The organism is Kocuria palustris (genome assembly GCF_007666205.1).
GTDB classification, from domain to species: domain Bacteria; phylum Actinomycetota; class Actinomycetes; order Actinomycetales; family Micrococcaceae; genus Kocuria; species Kocuria palustris_A.
The window spans coordinates 21,865-37,164 of sequence record NZ_VDOR01000012.1 but is presented as its reverse complement, the minus strand read 5'-3'; the positions used below and the strand labels follow the sequence as shown (position 1 = coordinate 37,164).

At 73.7% G+C, this 15,300-nt stretch carries 13 protein-coding genes; 9 read left to right on the top strand and 4 right to left on the bottom strand.

Annotation, left to right across the window (positions count from 1 at the left end):
- Positions 1-52: 52 nt before the first annotated feature.
- Positions 53-1,018, bottom strand: coding sequence for a 1-phosphofructokinase family hexose kinase (locus FSY66_RS10535; protein WP_144794696.1), 966 nt, complete (start codon positions 1,016-1,018; stop codon positions 53-55).
- A complete protein-coding gene (locus FSY66_RS10530) occupies positions 1,015-1,887 on the bottom strand; it encodes a DeoR/GlpR family DNA-binding transcription regulator (protein ID WP_222115532.1) in 873 nt (290 codons plus the stop codon). The genes FSY66_RS10535 and FSY66_RS10530 overlap by 4 nt, the downstream gene beginning before the upstream one ends.
- Before the next feature lie 127 nt (positions 1,888-2,014).
- Between FSY66_RS10530 and ptsP the strand changes: the two genes are divergently transcribed.
- The 3 genes from ptsP to FSY66_RS10515 all read left to right on the top strand — a co-directional run bounded on the left by ptsP (position 2,015) and on the right by FSY66_RS10515 (position 5,964).
- Entirely contained in the window at positions 2,015-3,760 is a 1,746-nt protein-coding gene (ptsP, locus tag FSY66_RS10525) for a phosphoenolpyruvate--protein phosphotransferase (protein ID WP_260853650.1), read from the top strand.
- A gap of 11 nt (positions 3,761-3,771) precedes the next feature.
- Positions 3,772-4,521 carry a glutamine amidotransferase gene (locus tag FSY66_RS10520; protein WP_144794694.1) on the top strand — a complete coding sequence of 250 codons (750 nt, stop codon included), beginning with the start codon at positions 3,772-3,774 and terminating at the stop codon, positions 4,519-4,521.
- A gap of 102 nt (positions 4,522-4,623) precedes the next feature.
- Positions 4,624-5,964 carry a CPBP family intramembrane glutamic endopeptidase gene (locus tag FSY66_RS10515; RefSeq protein ID WP_144794692.1) on the top strand — a complete coding sequence of 447 codons (1,341 nt, stop codon included), beginning with the start codon at positions 4,624-4,626 and terminating at the stop codon, positions 5,962-5,964.
- 30 nt (positions 5,965-5,994) lie between these two features.
- Here the strand turns inward: FSY66_RS10515 and FSY66_RS10510 are convergent, their stop codons facing one another.
- Positions 5,995-6,405 (bottom strand): hypothetical protein, encoded by a 411-nt coding sequence (locus tag FSY66_RS10510; protein WP_144794690.1) that lies wholly within the window; start codon positions 6,403-6,405, stop codon positions 5,995-5,997.
- A gap of 95 nt (positions 6,406-6,500) precedes the next feature.
- On the opposite strand from FSY66_RS10510, the gene FSY66_RS10505 reads away from it, so the two are divergent.
- Entirely contained in the window at positions 6,501-7,865 is a 1,365-nt protein-coding gene (locus FSY66_RS10505; protein WP_144794688.1) for a M18 family aminopeptidase, read from the top strand.
- Positions 7,866-8,127: 262 nt separating this feature from the next.
- On the opposite strand, the gene FSY66_RS10500 is transcribed toward FSY66_RS10505, so the two are convergent.
- On the bottom strand, positions 8,128-9,585 hold the full coding sequence (locus FSY66_RS10500) for a glyceraldehyde-3-phosphate dehydrogenase (protein ID WP_260853649.1): 1,458 nt from the start codon (positions 9,583-9,585) through the stop codon (positions 8,128-8,130).
- A gap of 202 nt (positions 9,586-9,787) precedes the next feature.
- On the opposite strand from FSY66_RS10500, the gene FSY66_RS10495 reads away from it, so the two are divergent.
- From FSY66_RS10495 to FSY66_RS10475, 5 genes are all read left to right on the top strand, one after another.
- The gene (locus FSY66_RS10495; protein ID WP_144794683.1) at positions 9,788-10,801 is read left to right on the top strand and encodes a carbohydrate kinase family protein; all 1,014 of its coding nucleotides are present in this window, start codon (positions 9,788-9,790) and stop codon (positions 10,799-10,801) included.
- An 86-nt stretch (positions 10,802-10,887) separates the two neighbouring features.
- Positions 10,888-11,388 (top strand): YbhB/YbcL family Raf kinase inhibitor-like protein, encoded by a 501-nt coding sequence (locus FSY66_RS10490; RefSeq protein ID WP_144794681.1) that lies wholly within the window; start codon positions 10,888-10,890, stop codon positions 11,386-11,388.
- The gene (locus FSY66_RS10485; protein WP_144794679.1) at positions 11,385-12,290 is read left to right on the top strand and encodes an HAD family hydrolase; all 906 of its coding nucleotides are present in this window, start codon (positions 11,385-11,387) and stop codon (positions 12,288-12,290) included. Before FSY66_RS10490 ends, FSY66_RS10485 begins: the two co-directional genes overlap by 4 nt.
- Before the next feature lie 89 nt (positions 12,291-12,379).
- The gene (locus FSY66_RS10480; protein ID WP_144794677.1) at positions 12,380-13,264 is read left to right on the top strand and encodes a glycerophosphodiester phosphodiesterase family protein; all 885 of its coding nucleotides are present in this window, start codon (positions 12,380-12,382) and stop codon (positions 13,262-13,264) included.
- A 373-nt stretch (positions 13,265-13,637) separates the two neighbouring features.
- Positions 13,638-15,299, top strand: a complete 1,662-nt coding sequence (locus FSY66_RS10475) for an ABC transporter substrate-binding protein (protein WP_144794675.1) — start codon at positions 13,638-13,640, stop codon at positions 15,297-15,299.
- Position 15,300 lies beyond the last annotated feature (1 nt).

Sequence of the window (15,300 nt, the reverse complement as noted above, 5' to 3'; positions counted from 1 at the left end):
GGTTCTGCGCCTGCCGGGCAGGGGAGTCGAGGGGCGGGGATGCGGTGGGCGCTCAGCCGATCGCCAGCGGCGTGACGGCCGTGCGCTCCAGGTCGATCTGCTCGGGGGAGGGGACGCCGGTGCCCGGAAGAGCCGTGGCCGCCGAGCCGAAGGCCACGGCCCGGCGCAGGCGCTCGGCGGGCTCGAGTCCCTCCGCGTGCGCCAGGAGCAGCCCGGACAGCGACGAGTCGCCGGCGCCCACGGTGGACACCGGGGTGATGGGCGGGGGCGCGGCGACCCAGGCGCCCTCGGCGGTCGCGAGCACGGCGCCGGCCCCGCCGAGCGTGGCCAGGACCTCCGCCACCCCGCGGCGCACGAGCTCGCGGGCGGCCCGCGCCGCGGGCAGGAAGTCCCCGGCATCCGCGGCGGCCTCGATCGCGGGACCGTCGGCGCCCACGAGCTGGCCGAGCTCGAGGCCGTTGGGCTTGAGGATCTCGGGCGCGGCGGTCTCGAGCTGCTCGGACAGCGCGACCAGGGGGGCGTCCGAGGTGTCCACGGCGATGCGGGCCCCGCTGCCGCGCAGCTCGCGGACCAGGCGGGCGTACCAGTCGCTCGACGGGCCCGGGGGCAGCGAGCCGCACAGCGCGACCCAGTCGCCGTCGGACGCGGCATCGCGCAGCGCGGCACGGCACGCCTGCTGCGCCGCGTCGTCGAGCCGGGCGCCGGGCTCGTTGAGCTTGGTGGTCGTGCCGTCGGGCTCGCTCAGGGTGAGGTTGGTGCGCACCCGCCCCGGCAGCTCGACGGCCCGGTGCGCCACGCCCGCCTCGTCCAGGGCGGCCAGGAGGGGGTCGCCGCTCGCAGCGGGCAGCACGGCCAGGGTGGGCGCCCCGGCGAGGGTCAGGGCTCGGGAGACGTTGATCCCCTTGCCGCCCGGGCCGTCCTGGACGGAGGAGATGCGGTTGACCCCGCCGCGCTCGAGCGGGGCGCTCAGAGCGGCCGTGCGGTCGATGCTGGGGCTGGCGGTGAAGGTGACGATCATGCGATCACGACCTCGATCTCTGCTCGGTCCATGGCCTCGGCCAGGGGTGGTGGGGGGGCTGCATCGGTGATGAGGACGTCGACCCAGGCGAGCTCGGCGAACGTGCACAGGTGCTCGAGGCCGAACTTGGACGAGTCGGTCAGGGCGATCACCCGCTGGGACCGAGCGGCGATCAGGCGCTTGGCGGCGGCCTCCTCCGCATCCGGGGTGGTCAGCCCGAGGGCCGCGGAGATGCCGTTGGCGCCCAGGAACGCGACGTCCGCCGAGATGGACCCGAGCGCGGCATTGGTCTGCGCGCCCACGACGGTCTCGGTGACGCGGCGCAGGCGCCCTCCCAGCAGGAGGACGTCCGCGGCCTCGGCCTGCGAGAGCTCGACCCCGGCGGCCGGGAAGTTGGTCACGACCGTCACGGGGTCCAGGGCGTCCTCCCGCGCGGCGGCGGCCATGGCGGCCGCGAGCTGCCCGGTGGTGCTGCCGCCGTCGAGCAGGATCGAGCCGTGCGCCGGCGGCAGATGGGACATCGCGGCGCGGGCGATCGCGGTCTTGGCCTCGATCCGGGTGGCCCGGCGGTCGTCGACGGCCGCCTCCCTGCCGCTGCGCCCGATGGGCGGGATCGCTCCGCCGTGCACGCGCTGGATGCGCCCCTGGCGCTCCAGGACGTCGAGATCCCGTCGGATGGTCTCCGGGGCCACCGCGAACCGGGCGGCCAGCTCGGCGACGGAGACCCGCCCCTGGATCACGGCCTGCTGCGAGATCGCGAGGCGGCGCTCGGGCGCGAACAGCGACTGGCCGGCCTCGGGGTCGGGGCCGCCCGCCGCGCTTCCGTCCTCCGCCGAGGGAGGACGTCCTGTGACATTCGTTACGCCCATATGAGCATGATCATGCCCGGGTGAGTGGATTGTCAATCTGTGGCGCACTTCACTAGACTGCGGGCAGGCCCTGCTGTGACGCGCATCGCCATGCGTCGCAGCGACTCGATGATGAGGAGCGCTCTTCATGTCCGAAGATGCCCGTTTCGCCCCTGCTGATGTCGCAGCCTCTGCCGGCTCGGGAGATCCCGCAGCCCGGGCCGACGATCTGAAGGGCATCGGCGTCGTCGCCGGCGTCGCCGCCCGTCCGGCCATGTGGGTCCGGCCGCGCCCGGCCCTGCCCGCGGACGGCCCGGAGGTCCCGGAGGCGGACCGCGAGGCGCAGAAGGAGCGCTTCGACGTCGCGGCCGCCACCGTCGCCGGGCGGCTGGACGGCCGCGCCCAGCACGCGGAGGGCCACGCGGCAGAGGTCCTCGCCGCGACCGCCGCGCTCGTGACCGACAAGGGCTGGCGCCGCGCCGTCGGCAAGCACATCGACGGCGGCGCGTCGGCCGAGCTCGCCGCGGCGCGCGCCACCGACGCGTTCGTCGCCAAGTTCGAGAAGCTCGGCGGCGTCATGGCCGAGCGCACGACCGACCTCAAGGACATCCGCGACCGCGTGATCGCCGAGCTGCGCGACGAGCCCGAGCCCGGCGTGCCGAGCCCCGCGGAGCCCATCGTCCTGCTGGCCGACGACCTCGCTCCGGCCGACACCGCCGGGCTGGACCCCGAGCTCGTGCAGGGCATCGTGACCGAGTTGGGCGGCAAGACCAGCCACACCGCGATCATCGCCCGCCAGTTCGGCATCCCCTGCGTCGTCGGCGCCGGCTCCGGGCTGCGCGGGGTCCAGGACGGCCAGCTGATCCTGGTCGACGGCGAGTCCGGCGTGATCGAGCTCGAGCCGGAGGCCGATTCCGCTGCCGCCCGCGCCGCCGAGTCGGCCGAGACCCTGGCCAGGATCCGCACCTGGACCGGCCCGGCCGTCTCCGCCGACGGCACCCGCATCCAGCTGCTGGCCAATGTCCAGGACGGCGCCGGCGCCCGCACGGCCGTGGCCACCGGCCTGCCGGAGGGGGTCGGCCTGTTCCGCACCGAGCTGTCGTTCCTCAAGGCGCACTCCGAGCCCACGGTCGAGGACCAGGCGGCGCTCTACCGCGAGGTCTTCGACGCGTTCGAGGGCTCGAAGGTCGTCGTGCGCACCCTCGACGCCGGCTCGGACAAGCCGCTGGCCTTCGCGACCATGCCGGACGAGCCGAACCCGTCCCTCGGCGTGCGCGGCGTGCGCATCGCCTTCCAGGACGACGGCGTCCTGACCCGCCAGCTCGATGCCATCGCCCGGGCCGCGGAGGGATCGGGCGCCGAGCCCTGGGTCATGGCCCCCATGATCGCGACCGTCGACGAGGCCCGCTGGTTCGGAGACCTGTGCCGCGAGCGCGGCCTCAAGCCCGGGGTGATGATCGAGGTGCCGTCGGCGGCGCTGCTGAGCGATCAGCTGCTCGAGCACGTGGACTTCTTCTCGATCGGCACGAACGACCTCACCCAGTACGCCATGGCGGCCGACCGCATGGCCTCCGGGCTGGCCCAGCTGACGGATCCGTGGCAGCCCGCCGTGCTCAGGCTCGTGCAGATGGCCGCCCGAGCGGGGCAGCGCGTTGGCAAGCCCGTGGGGGTGTGCGGCGAGGCCGCCGCCGACCCGCTGCTGGCCTGCGTGCTGATCGGGCTCGGCATCACGTCGCTGTCGGCGGCGGCCCCGGCGCTGGCCGCCGTCGGCGTGAAGCTCGGCGAGGCCACGGACGATCAGATGAAGCGCGCCGCCGAGGCCGCCGTCCGGGCCGGCTCCCCCGAGGCCGCCCGGGATGCGGCGACGGCCGTGCTCGCGGGCGCGGCTGCCTGAGGAGCACGGGGATGAAGCCCTTCCTCCTGATCTCCACCCGCCCCGAGGACGTCATCTCGGCGGAGGAGTACGAGACCTTCCGCCGGTTCACGGGGCTCGACGAGCAGCGGCTGCGGCAGATCCGCCTCGAGCAGGGGCCGGAGGCCTCCCGCGAGCTCGCGCAGACGGATCTGGACGAGATCTCCGGGATCTTCGTCGGCGGCTCCCCGTTCACCACGTCCACGCCCGCCGACCGGAAGTCCGCGGTGCAGGTCCGCGTCGAGAAGGACCTGCGCGCACTGCTCGACCGCGTGATGCGGCACGGCACCCCGTTCTTCGGCGCGTGCTACGGGGTCGGCACCCTGGGTGTGCATCAGGGCGGCGTCGTGGACGGGACCTACGCCGAGGAGGTGGGCCCGATCCGCATCACGGTGACCGAGGAGGGGGCCCGCGACGTCCTGCTGGAGGGGATGCCCGAGCAGTTCTGGGGATACGTGGGGCATCAGGAGGCCATCCGCGATCTCCCGGAGGGCGCGGTCCTGCTGGCCACGGGAGAGGACTGCCCCGTGCAGATGTTCCGGGTGGGCGAGCGGGCCTGGGCCACGCAGTTCCATCCCGAGCTCGACGACGTCGCCCTGCTCAGCCGGATCGAGGCCTACAAGCACCACGGGTACTTCCGGCCCGAGGACGCCGCGGAGGTCCGGTCCCGGGTCATCGACGGCCCGCAGGCCGATCAGCCGAGACGGCTGCTCGCTCGGTTCGCCGAGGTCTTCGCCCGCTGAGCGGCGCGGCGGCGTCGTGCCTCCGAAAGGAGGAGGCCGCCCCGGAGCGGCCCCTCCTCGCGGGGGAGGGCGTCGTCGTCCGCGTTGGATACCGTGGAGGCCATGAGCACAGCGATCGCGGGGCGGCCCTCCCCGCCGGCCCCCGTCCCGTCGGCAGCGCCCTGGGACGTCGCCCCGCCGGACTCCCGGGGCCCTGCGGGCCCGACCGCCGGCCCGCAGCGGCGCCTCCCGCTGGGGGCCGAGGTGCGGGCCCTGCCGTATCACCGGCTCGCGCTCGCGGATCATCGGCATCGGCCGTGGAGCCCGATCGTGGAGGGCGTCCTGAGCGGGGTGCTCTACCTCGGGGCGAGCATCGTGTTCGTGCTCTTCCTGATGCTGGGGATCCTGGCGTTCGACCCCGAGGCAGCCGACTCCTTCCTCGTCGGCGATCCCAACCAGATGAACATGGCGGATCCGTGGCTGCTGGTCCTGCTGTTCGGATCGGTCGCCATCTGGCTGCCCATCGCGCTGTTCGCACGCTGGGTCATGCGTCCCCGCCCGCTGGCGCTGATCTGGTCGGTGACCGGTCGGATCCGGTGGAAGTACCTGCTGCTGACCGCGGGCGTCGCGATCGCGATCTACGCCGTCGTTCAGTTCGGCCTCGGCGCGCTGCTGGCCGTGCTGGCCCCCGCCGAGGAGACGCCCCCCTTCGAGCCGCAGCCCTGGTGGTGGCTCTCGCTGATCCTGATCCTGCTCATCGTCCCGATCCAGTGCACGGCCGAGGAGGTCGTGTTCCGCGGCTACCTGGCGCAGATGCTGGGGCGGTGGCTGCGGCACCCGCTCTTCGCGATCCTGCTGCCGGCGCCGCTGTTCATGCTCGGTCACATCTACGACATCTGGGGCCAGCTCTCGGTGGGCATGATGGCCGTCGTGGCCGGATGGGTGACCTGGCGCACCGGCGGGCTCGAGGCCGCGATCTCGCTGCACGTGGTCAACAACCTCTTCGCCACGGTGATCATGCTGTTCGTCCCCTACGACCCTGCGGCGCAGTCCGAGTCCGTGGGCTGGTTCGGCTTCACCTCGAGCGCAGTGATGCAGATCGCCTTCGCGCTGATCGCGATCCGGATCGCCAAGCGCTCCGGGCTGGCGGTGACCCGGCGCAGCCCGGTGTGGCCGAGCGGCGCGCGCCGGGACTGGGAGCGCTTCACCGGCCTGCGGGCCTCGGAGGTCCGGGAGCTGCCGGCGGCCGCCGAGATCGCGGACATGCTGGCCGCGTGGCGCTCGGGTGCAGGCAGGATGCCGCAGGGCGCCGGTCCCCGGGCCGGTCTCCCGCTCGGGCAGCAGGTCGGGCCTCCGGCTGCACCTCCGCTCGGCGCCCAGGCCGGCCCGGCACCTCGGTCCGGGGCAGACGATCTCGTCCCGCCGCAGGGACGGGGGATGTCCGGGCCGGGCGCGCGCCGCTGAGCGCCGGATCGGCTCCGGGTGCCGGAGGCCTCAGGCCGCGACCTCGGAGGCCACGCCCCAGGTGGCCCAGGCGACCAGGGGGCCGAGCGAGGCCACGACGATCGCCGAGCGCGCCGCGCCGCGGCCCTGCCCGCGCAGGAACGCGATCACTCCCAGCACCAGGCCCCCCAGGCCCAGGAGGCCGCACGCCACCTGCGAGGAGAGCAGCACCCATGCCCTGGCCCGGGCATCGGGGGACATCCCGGTCCAGGTGCCGTCGCTGAGCTGCTGCGCCTCGATCAGCACGACGCCCACGAGGGCCGCGCAGAGGGTCGACAGGACCAGCGCGACCAGGGCGATGCCCAGGGCGGCGTGGCCCAGGGCGGGGCCGCGGCGCGTCCCGGGCTCGGGGAGCTCCGGAGGCGCCGTGCCGGGCTGCGCTTCCGATGCGATGGGGGTCATGGCATGAACCTACCGCGCACGCCGATGCGAGCAGACCACATCTCGAAGTGAGGCGCCCGACGGAGGAGGCACGCCCCGTCCCTAGACTGGGTCGCATGGCTGAACCGCTGGCAGAGCTGACCCCCTCCGTCCCCGCCGATCCGGACTGGCCGCAGACGCCGGCGGGACGCACCGCCGAGGATCTCGGCCGCTGCGTCATGGCGTCGCCGAGCTCGTTCCACGCGGCGGCAGAGGGCGCTCGCAGGCTCGAGGCCGCAGGCTTCCAGCGGCTCGACGAGCGGCGCCGGTGGACGGGCGACGACGTCCGGCAGCCGTCGTACGTCCTCCGCGACGGGGCGCTCATCGCCTGGGCGGTCCCGGAGCGGCTGGACGAGCGGACGGGCTTCCGCGTCCTGGGCGCGCACACCGATTCGCCGTCGTTCAAGCTCAAGCCGCGCCCGAGCACGGGGCACTCCGGATGGCGGCAGATCGGCGTCGAGGTCTACGGGGGGCCGCTGCTGAACTCCTGGCTGGACCGCGAGCTGCGGCTGGCCGGGCGGGTCGCCGTGCAGACCGACGACGGCGTCGCCACCCGCCTGGTGGCCACGGAGCCCGTGGCCCGCATCCCGCAGCTGGCGATCCACCTGGACCGCACCGCCAACAAGGGACTCGCCCTGGACCCCCAGCAGCACATGCAGCCTGTCTGGGGCTGCGGGGACGAGCCCGGCGACATCCTCGACCTGCTGGCCCGCAGTGCGAGCGGAGCGTCGGGGACCGCGCTGAGGGGCGAGGACCTGCTGGGCTGGGACGTGGTCCTGGCGGACACGCAGCCTCCGCGGCTGTTCGGCACCGACCGGGAGCTGCTGGCCTCGGGCCGCCTCGACAACCTCACCTCGGTGCATGCGGGTCTCACCGCGCTGACCCAGCGGCTCGAGGAGCTGCGCGGGGCCGAGCACATCGCGATGCTCGCCGCCTTCGATCACGAGGAGGTCGGCTCGCGCACCCGCTCCGGCGCCGCCGGTCCGTTCCTCGAGGACGTGCTGGTGCGCGTGGGGGCCGCTCTCGGCTGGGACGAGGACCGCCGCCGTGCCGTCCTCGCGTCGTCGTCGTGCCTGTCCGCGGATGCCGGGCATCTGGTGCACCCCAATCACCCCGGCCACCACGATCCCGCGAACCGCCCCCGCCCCGGCGGCGGTCCGCTGCTGAAGATCAACGCGGACCAGCACTACACGACCGACGCCGACGGCGCCGCGCAGTGGCGGCTCGCGTGCCGGCGGGCGGGCGTGCCCACGCAGGAGTTCGTCTCCCACAACGCGGTGCCGTGCGGATCCACGATCGGGCCCATCACGGCCGGGCGGCTGGGCATGCGGACCCTCGACGTGGGCGTCGGGCTGCTCTCGATGCACTCCGCCCGCGAGATGGTGCATGTCGACGACCTGCATGCCCTGGGCCTGGCGGTGCAGGAGTGGCTGCTCGGCTGAGCTCCCGCCCTGCGGCCGCATCCCGCTGCCCCGCGAGCGGCCGCTTCCTCACCCCTCCCCACGCGAGTGGCCGATTCCTCACCCTTCCCCACGCGAGTGGCCGATTCCTCACCGTTTCAGCCGCGAAACGGTGAGGAATCGGCCGGTCGCGGTCGTTGGGGTGAGAAAACGGCCGCTCGCGTGAACGCTCCCCCGACGACGAGGGCGGGGGCTCACCCGCAGCGCGAGTGAGCCCCCGCCCGCAGCGGTGGTGCGGTCGGCGTCAGTTCGACGGCAGCGCGCTCGCGTGCGTCCAGTCCGACGGGAACGACGGCTGCTTGATGTTCGCCATCTTGGCGGCCACGCGGACCACCTGCGAGGAGTAGCCGAACTCGTTGTCGTACCAGACGTAGACCACGACGGTCTTGCGGTTCACGACGGTCGCGAGCCCGTCGACGATCGAGGCGTAGCGCGAGCCGATCAGGTCGGAGGACACGGTCTCGGGCGAATCCGTGTAGTCGATCTGGCGGCTGAGCGGCGAGTCCAGGGAGATGCCGCGCAGGAAGCCGTTCAGCTCGTCCTTGTCCGCCGGCGCGCGGTCGAGCTGCAGCGTCAGCACGGCCATGGAGACGTCGGGGACGGGGACGCGGATGGCGTTGCCGGTCAGCCGGCCCTCGAGCCGGGGCAGCGCCTTGGAGACGGCCTTGGCGGCGCCCGTCTCGGTGAGCACCATGTTGAGCCCGGCGGCGCGGCCGCGACGGGGGCCGTTGTGGTAGTTGTCCGTGAGGTTCTGGTCGTTGGTGAACGCGTGCACGGTCTCGACATGGCCCTGCTCGATGCCGTACTCGTCGTCGAGGACCTTCACCACGGGGGTGATCGCGTTGGTGGTGCAGGAGGCCGCGGAGATGATCGTGTCCTCGGGGAGGATGTCGGAGTCGTTGACGCCGCAGACGATGTTCTTCATCTCGCCCTTGCCCGGAGCGGTCAGCAGGACCTTGGCGATGCCCTTGGCCTGCAGGTGACGGGACAGGCCGTCGACGTCGCGCCAGACGCCGGTGTTGTCGATCAGGATCGCGTCGTCGATCCCGTAGGCGGTGTAGTCGACCTCGGCGGGGCTGTCGGCGTAGATCACCTGGATGTCGACGCCGTTGGCCGAGATGACGCTGCGCTGCTCGTCCACCACGATCGAGCCGTTGAACTTGCCGTGGATCGAGTCGCGGCGCAGCAGGGAGGCGCGCTTGACCAGGTCGTTGCCGGGCTTGCGGCGCACCACGACGGCGCGCAGGTTCAGGCCCGTGCCGTCGTTGCGCTCCACCAGGATGCGGGTCAGCAGACGGCCGATGCGGCCGAAGCCGTAGAGCACCACGTCCTGCGACGGGGGGATGTTCTGTCCCTTGCGGTCGATGACGGCGGCCAGCTGCTCGCGCACGAACAGCTGGACGTCCTCGCGCTGGGAGTCCTCGAGCAGGGCGGCGAGCCGGCCGAGGTCGATCCGGCAGGCGCCGAGCTCGAGGGTGTCGATGATGCCGATCAGCTGCTCGGTGACGGACGTGGACAGCTCGTGGCCCACGATGCGGCGGGCGAAGCGATGGGCCTTGAGGATCTCCAGCACGGACTTGTGGACCAGGGAGCGTCCGTGGATGCTCAGGACGACCTTGTTCTCGCGGTGGAGACGGCCGATCACGGGGATCATGGCTTCGACGCGGGCCTCGCGCTCGTTCCAGGGCTCGACAGGGTTCACGGGTGACCTGCTTCCTCGGTGCGGACGACTCTGTCCGGACCGCTGCTGCGTGCGTCGCGGCACGGCTCGCACCATCGCATCCCGCGGCGCGGGACCGGTGCTCGTGAGGACGGGGGCGGCGGGGGCTCGGGACCCCGCTCCGCGCATGATCCTAGCCGGATCCGGCCCCGGGGGCGCCATGGCCCACTGCTACTGTGGCGCCATGCTGACAGTCATCGGCGAGGCGCTCGTGGACGTGGTCTCCCGCCCGGGGGGACAGGCGGTGCGCCACCCCGGCGGGAGCCCGTTCAACGTGGCCGTCGGGCTGGCGCGCCTCGAGCACCCGGTGACATTCCTGGGCACCTGGGGGGACGACGACGACGGCCGCCTCCTCGAGCAGAGCCTCGAGGCCGAGGGCGTCGAGATCCCGCTGCCGCGGCAGGTCGATCCCACCTCGACCGCCGAAGCCGTCCTGGGGGAGGACGGCTCTGCGGACTACGACTTCTCGCTGAGCTGGGACCCCCGGCTCTCCGACGAGGACCTGCAGCGCATCGCGGGCTCCTCCGACGCCGTGCACACCGGGTCGATCGCCGCGGCCCTGGAGCCGGGCGCCGACACCGTCCTGCGGCTCGTCGAGGCCGCCCGGGGACGGGCGCTGATCTCGCTGGATCCCAACTGCCGGCCCACGATCACCCAGGACGTCGAGCGCGTCCGCGCGCGCATCGAGGAGCTCGCGGCCCGGGCCGATCTCATCAAGGCCTCGGACGAGGACCTGCTGTGGCTCTATCCGGGCTCGACCCTGCAGGAGTCGGCCCGGTCCTGGCAGCGGATGGGCGCGGGCATGGTCGTCGTGACCCGCGGCGAGCTGGGCCCGTGGGCGGTCACCGACGCCACCGGCCCCGTGGGAGCGCAGGTCCCGGCCACGAGCACGGACGTGGTCGACACCGTGGGCGCCGGCGACACCTTCATGGCCGCGCTGATCTCGCAGGCCGTCGACCTCGGCATCACGGGGCCGGGCGCCGCCCAGAAGCTCGCCGCCCTGGACGAGGCGCAGGTCTGCGCGATCCTGGCCCGCGCCTCGGATGCCGCCGCCGTGACCGTCTCGCGCGCCGGCGCGGATCTGCCCCGCCGCGCGGAGCTTGAGGACCTGGCGCGGATGCGGCCCCGGGGCGGCGCCGATCAGGACGCCCCGGGTTGCCGGGACGATGCGCGGCCCCCGGTCCAGCAGGCAGAATGAGAGGTCCCGGCGACGCCCGTCGCGGCGGGTCGTCGGCGGGGACCGGAACCGACCGCAACGACGAATCGACGGATCAGGAGGATCCCATGCTCGATCGCGACCCCTATGCAGGACTCCCCGAGCTGCCCACGTTCGAGCTGCGCTCGGAGGACGTCGTCGACGGCCAGCCGCTGGCGGCCGCCCAGGTGAGCGGCCAGGACGTCTCCCCCCAGCTGTCGTGGTCCGGAGCCCCGGAGGGCACCAGGTCCTACGTCGTCACGGCATTCGATCCGGACGCCCCCACCCCGTCGGGCTACTGGCACTGGGCCCTGTCCAACATCCCCGCCGACGTCACCTCGCTGGACTCCGGCGCCGCCGCGAATCCGCCGCAGGGCGCCACCCGCCATCAGACCGACGGCGGCTCCGATGCCTTCGAGGGAGCGGCTCCGCCCCCCGGCCACGGTCCCCACCGCTACATCTTCTGCGTCACCGCCGTGGACACCGAGAAGCTGGACGTCGAGGGCGCCACCCCTGCCGTGCTGAACTTCAACCTGTTCTCCCACGGCATCGCCCGGGCCTTCATCACGGGCACGCACGAGGAGAAGTGAGCTCGGTTGGCCTCCTGGGTCCGGACCCGCAGCGGATGGCCCGAGAGGTCCGGCTCGTCGCCAGCGACCTCGACGGCACCCTGATCGGGCCGGACTTCCGCTTCCGCCCGCGGACCCAGGAGGCCCTGACCTCCCTCGAGCAGGCCGGCATCCCGATCGTGTTCGTGACCGGCCGGCCCTCGCGCTGGCTGCACCCGCTGCGGGATCTGCATCGGCTGCGCGAGTCGGTCGCGCCGCGCGCGGGGGGCCGGGAGCAGACGCCGATCGGGGCCGTCATCTGCTCCAACGGCGCGCTCGTGTACGACCTGGCCGGCGACACCGTGCTCTCGAGCTCCACGCTCGGCGCCCCGGCGGCGCTCGAGGCGGTCGCACGGCTGCGCGCTCGCTTCCCGGGGGCGCTGTTCAGCGCGGAGACGCTGCGCGGCGTGGCCGCGGAGCCGCGGTGGCTCACCCGTGACCGCACCCGGATCCGCGATGCCCGCATCGGGCCCCTCGAGCAGATCCTCGAGCCCGACGACCGGATCGTGAAGCTGCTCTCCCGACTGGACGGCGCGGTGCCGGAGGAGTTCGTGGAGGGCGTCCGGGCGGAGGTCTCCGACCTGGTCTCGGTGACGCACTCCGTGCCCCGCGAGCCGCTGGCGGAGCTCGCGCTGCCCGGGCTGTCCAAGGCCGAGGCCCTGGCCGAGCACTGCGCGCAGCGCGGCATCTCCGCCCACGAGGTGCTGGCCTTCGGCGACATGCAGAACGACCTGCGCATGCTGCAGTGGGCCGGCTACGGCTACGCGCTGCGCTCGGGGGATCCGGCGGTGGTCGCGGCGGTCGAGCGCACGGCCCCCGGATTCGACGACGACGGCGTGGCCCAGGTCCTCGAGCAGCTCTTGGCGCAGCGCGCCGCCCTGTGACCCGGCCGCGTCGTCCGCGCCCGCCGGGCGCCTCCGCTCGCCCAGGCCCTCGGTGACTCGCGGGTAACCGAGCACGTAGCATCGCGGCCATGGATTCCCCCGCCGGAGGGCCGCATCATGCGCCGACCCTCGACACCAACCGGGACGGCTCGGTCCCGTCGATCATGGCCCACCGCGGCTTCTCGCGCGACGGCGCCGAGAACACCCTGCGCGCCTTCCGCGCGGCCTGGGACCTCGGTTGCCGGTGGCTCGAGCTCGACGTCCACACCACGCGCGACGGCATCGTCCTGGTGTTCCACGACGGCAGCCTGGACCGCGTGACGGAGGGCTCGGGGCCGGTCGGGGAGCACACGCTCGCGCAGATCATGGAGCTGAGCATCGCCGGGGCCGAGCTCCCGCTGACCTTCGCGGATCTCCTCGAGGAGCTGCCGGAGGCCCGCTTCAACGTCGACGTGAAGGACGCGGCCTCCGTCGAGCCGCTGGCCGAGCTGCTCGAGCGCTCGAGCGCGGCGGACCGGGTGCGGATCGCGTCGTTCTCGGAGCGCCGCCGTCGCGGCACCCTGCGGCAGCTCGACGCCCGCGGGCTGGCCCGGCCGTCGTCCTCCGCCGGGACGACCGGCTCGGCGCTGTTCATCGGGTGCATGCTCGCGGCGCCGCGGGCCTGGCCGCTCGTGCGCGCGGCGACCCGGCGCTGGGTGGCTCCCTTCGACGTCGTCCAGCTTCCCCTGTACGTGCGGTGGGCCGTCCCCGGGCTGCGCCGGCTGCCGTGGCTCGGCCAGCGGCTGCGGGAGGCCCGGCTGGTGACCCGCCGCCTCATCGAGCGGGCGCATGCCGCGGGCGTCCAGGTGCATGCCTGGACGGTCGACGAGCCCTCGGACATGCAGGACCTGATCGACGACGGCGTCGCCTCGATCGTGACCGATCGGGCCGATCTCGGCCTGCGCGCGGTGCGGCGGCGCACGGCCGCCGCCTGAGGCCGCCGCGCCCGTGCACCTCGGGCGGCCCGGGTCGCGGCGCGACATGCGACTGGCCGCGGGCCGGGACTGGGCCTACTGTGTGAGGTGCGACTCAGGAGGCGGCGCTCGTCGGCTCCGCGGCGAGGTGCCGCTCCCGGTGCCCGCGGTCGCGGGCATCGAGGACGCCGCAGACACCGAGGACGGAGGGCAGGACCATGACGGCAGCGACCGCACGGGACCTGCTCGCCCGCCGCCGCGGCTGGCGCTTCCACGAGCGCAGCGCCGGCAGCATCCCGTAGCTGGGGCAGCCACTGCCCTCGACCCGGTCAGGTCCCCGTGATCGTCCGGGCGCAGCACTCCCGCACCACCGGGCCGACCGTCGGATGCCTCCATGCCCTCGGACCTCGCACCTTCCCTGTCCCATCGCACTCCCCGCCGCCCCCGAGCGGCTCAGCTCACGCGCCGCGGCCTGCTCGGCGCGGCGGTCGCCGGCGGCGCCGGGCTCGCCCTGAGCGGCTGCGGCGGCACGCAGGCCGCCGTCATCGAGGCCGGCGACACGCCCGTCCGGGGCGGCTCGCTGCGCGTCGGGATCACCGGCGGCGGCGCCTCGGACACCGTCGACGCCCACGTCCCGCTGGGCACCGGCGATGCCGCGCGCATGTTCAACCTCTACGACACGCTGTTCGCCTACGACGGCGAGTACCGCGTGGTGCCCTCGCTCGCAGCGTCGGGCGAGCCGAACGAGACCGGCGACGTGTGGACGGTCCGGCTGCGCGAGGGCGTGACCTTCCACGACGGCCGTCCCCTCACCTCGGCGGACGTGCGCGCGACCTTCGAGCGGATCCTGAATCCCGAGGACCCCAAGGACGGGGCGAGCAAGCTCGGGGCCCTCGAGCGCGTCGAGGAAGTCGACGAGCTCACGGCCAGGTTCGTCCTGGGCGCCCCCGATGCCGTGCTGCCCGACGCCCTGGCGCAGTACGTCATGGGCATCGTCCCGCAGGACTACGACCCCGAGGCCCCGGTGGGCACCGGCCCGTTCTCGCTGGCCGACTTCGAGCCCGGCGGCACGACCCATCTCCGTGCCTTCGACGACTACTGGCAGGGCCGTCCGCACGTCGACGACGTGCTCCTCATCAACTTCGACGACGAGGACGCCCTGATGAACTCCCTGCTGTCCTCGCAGGTGGACGTCATCGCGCAGGTGCCGCTGCCGCTGGTCCACGTGATCTCGGAGGATCCCCGCATCCGCGTGGTCACCTCCGAGACCGGCAACTGGATCCCCTTCACCATGCGCACGGACACGGCGCCGTTCGACGATCCCCGCGTCCGGGAGGCCTTCAAGCTCGTCATCGATCGGGAGCAGATGATCGAGGTCGCCTTCGCGGGCCAGGGCCGCCCGGGCAACGACATGTACTCGCCGTTCGACGCGGGCTACCCGGAGGACCTGCCGCAGCGCGAGCGCGACGTCGAGGGCGCCAAGCGGCTGCTCGCCGAGGCCGGGCACCCCGACGGCCTGAGCGTCGAGCTCGTCACCGCGCCCATCCAGGCCGGGGCCGTCGAGGCCGCCACGGTGTTCGCCGAGCAGGCCGCCGACGCCGGCATCGACGTCTCCCTGCGCCGGGTCGACGCCACGACCTTCTTCGGCTCCGGGTACCTCGAGTTCCCGTTCGCGCAGTCCTTCTACTACACGCGCAACTTCCTGACGCAGGCCGCCGACACCTCGCTGCCCGACTCGCCGTACAACGAGACGCACTGGGACGAGCCCGAGTTCACGCGGCTGGTGGCCCAGGCCCGCGAGACCCTGGACGACGCCGAGCGCGACGAGCTGATCCGCCGGGCGATGCGGCTGCACCGCGACGAGGGCGGCAACATCGTCTTCGGCTTCTTCGACGTCGCCGACGCCTACCAGCGCTACGTGGGCGGCGGCGTCTCCGACCGCTCCGGCATGCCGGTGGCCTCGTTCCGCTTCCGCGACCTGTGGATCGACACCGGGGACGGTGCGGGGGCCCCGGCGGCCTCCGATGCCTCCGACGACGCCGACGGGGAGGGCTGAG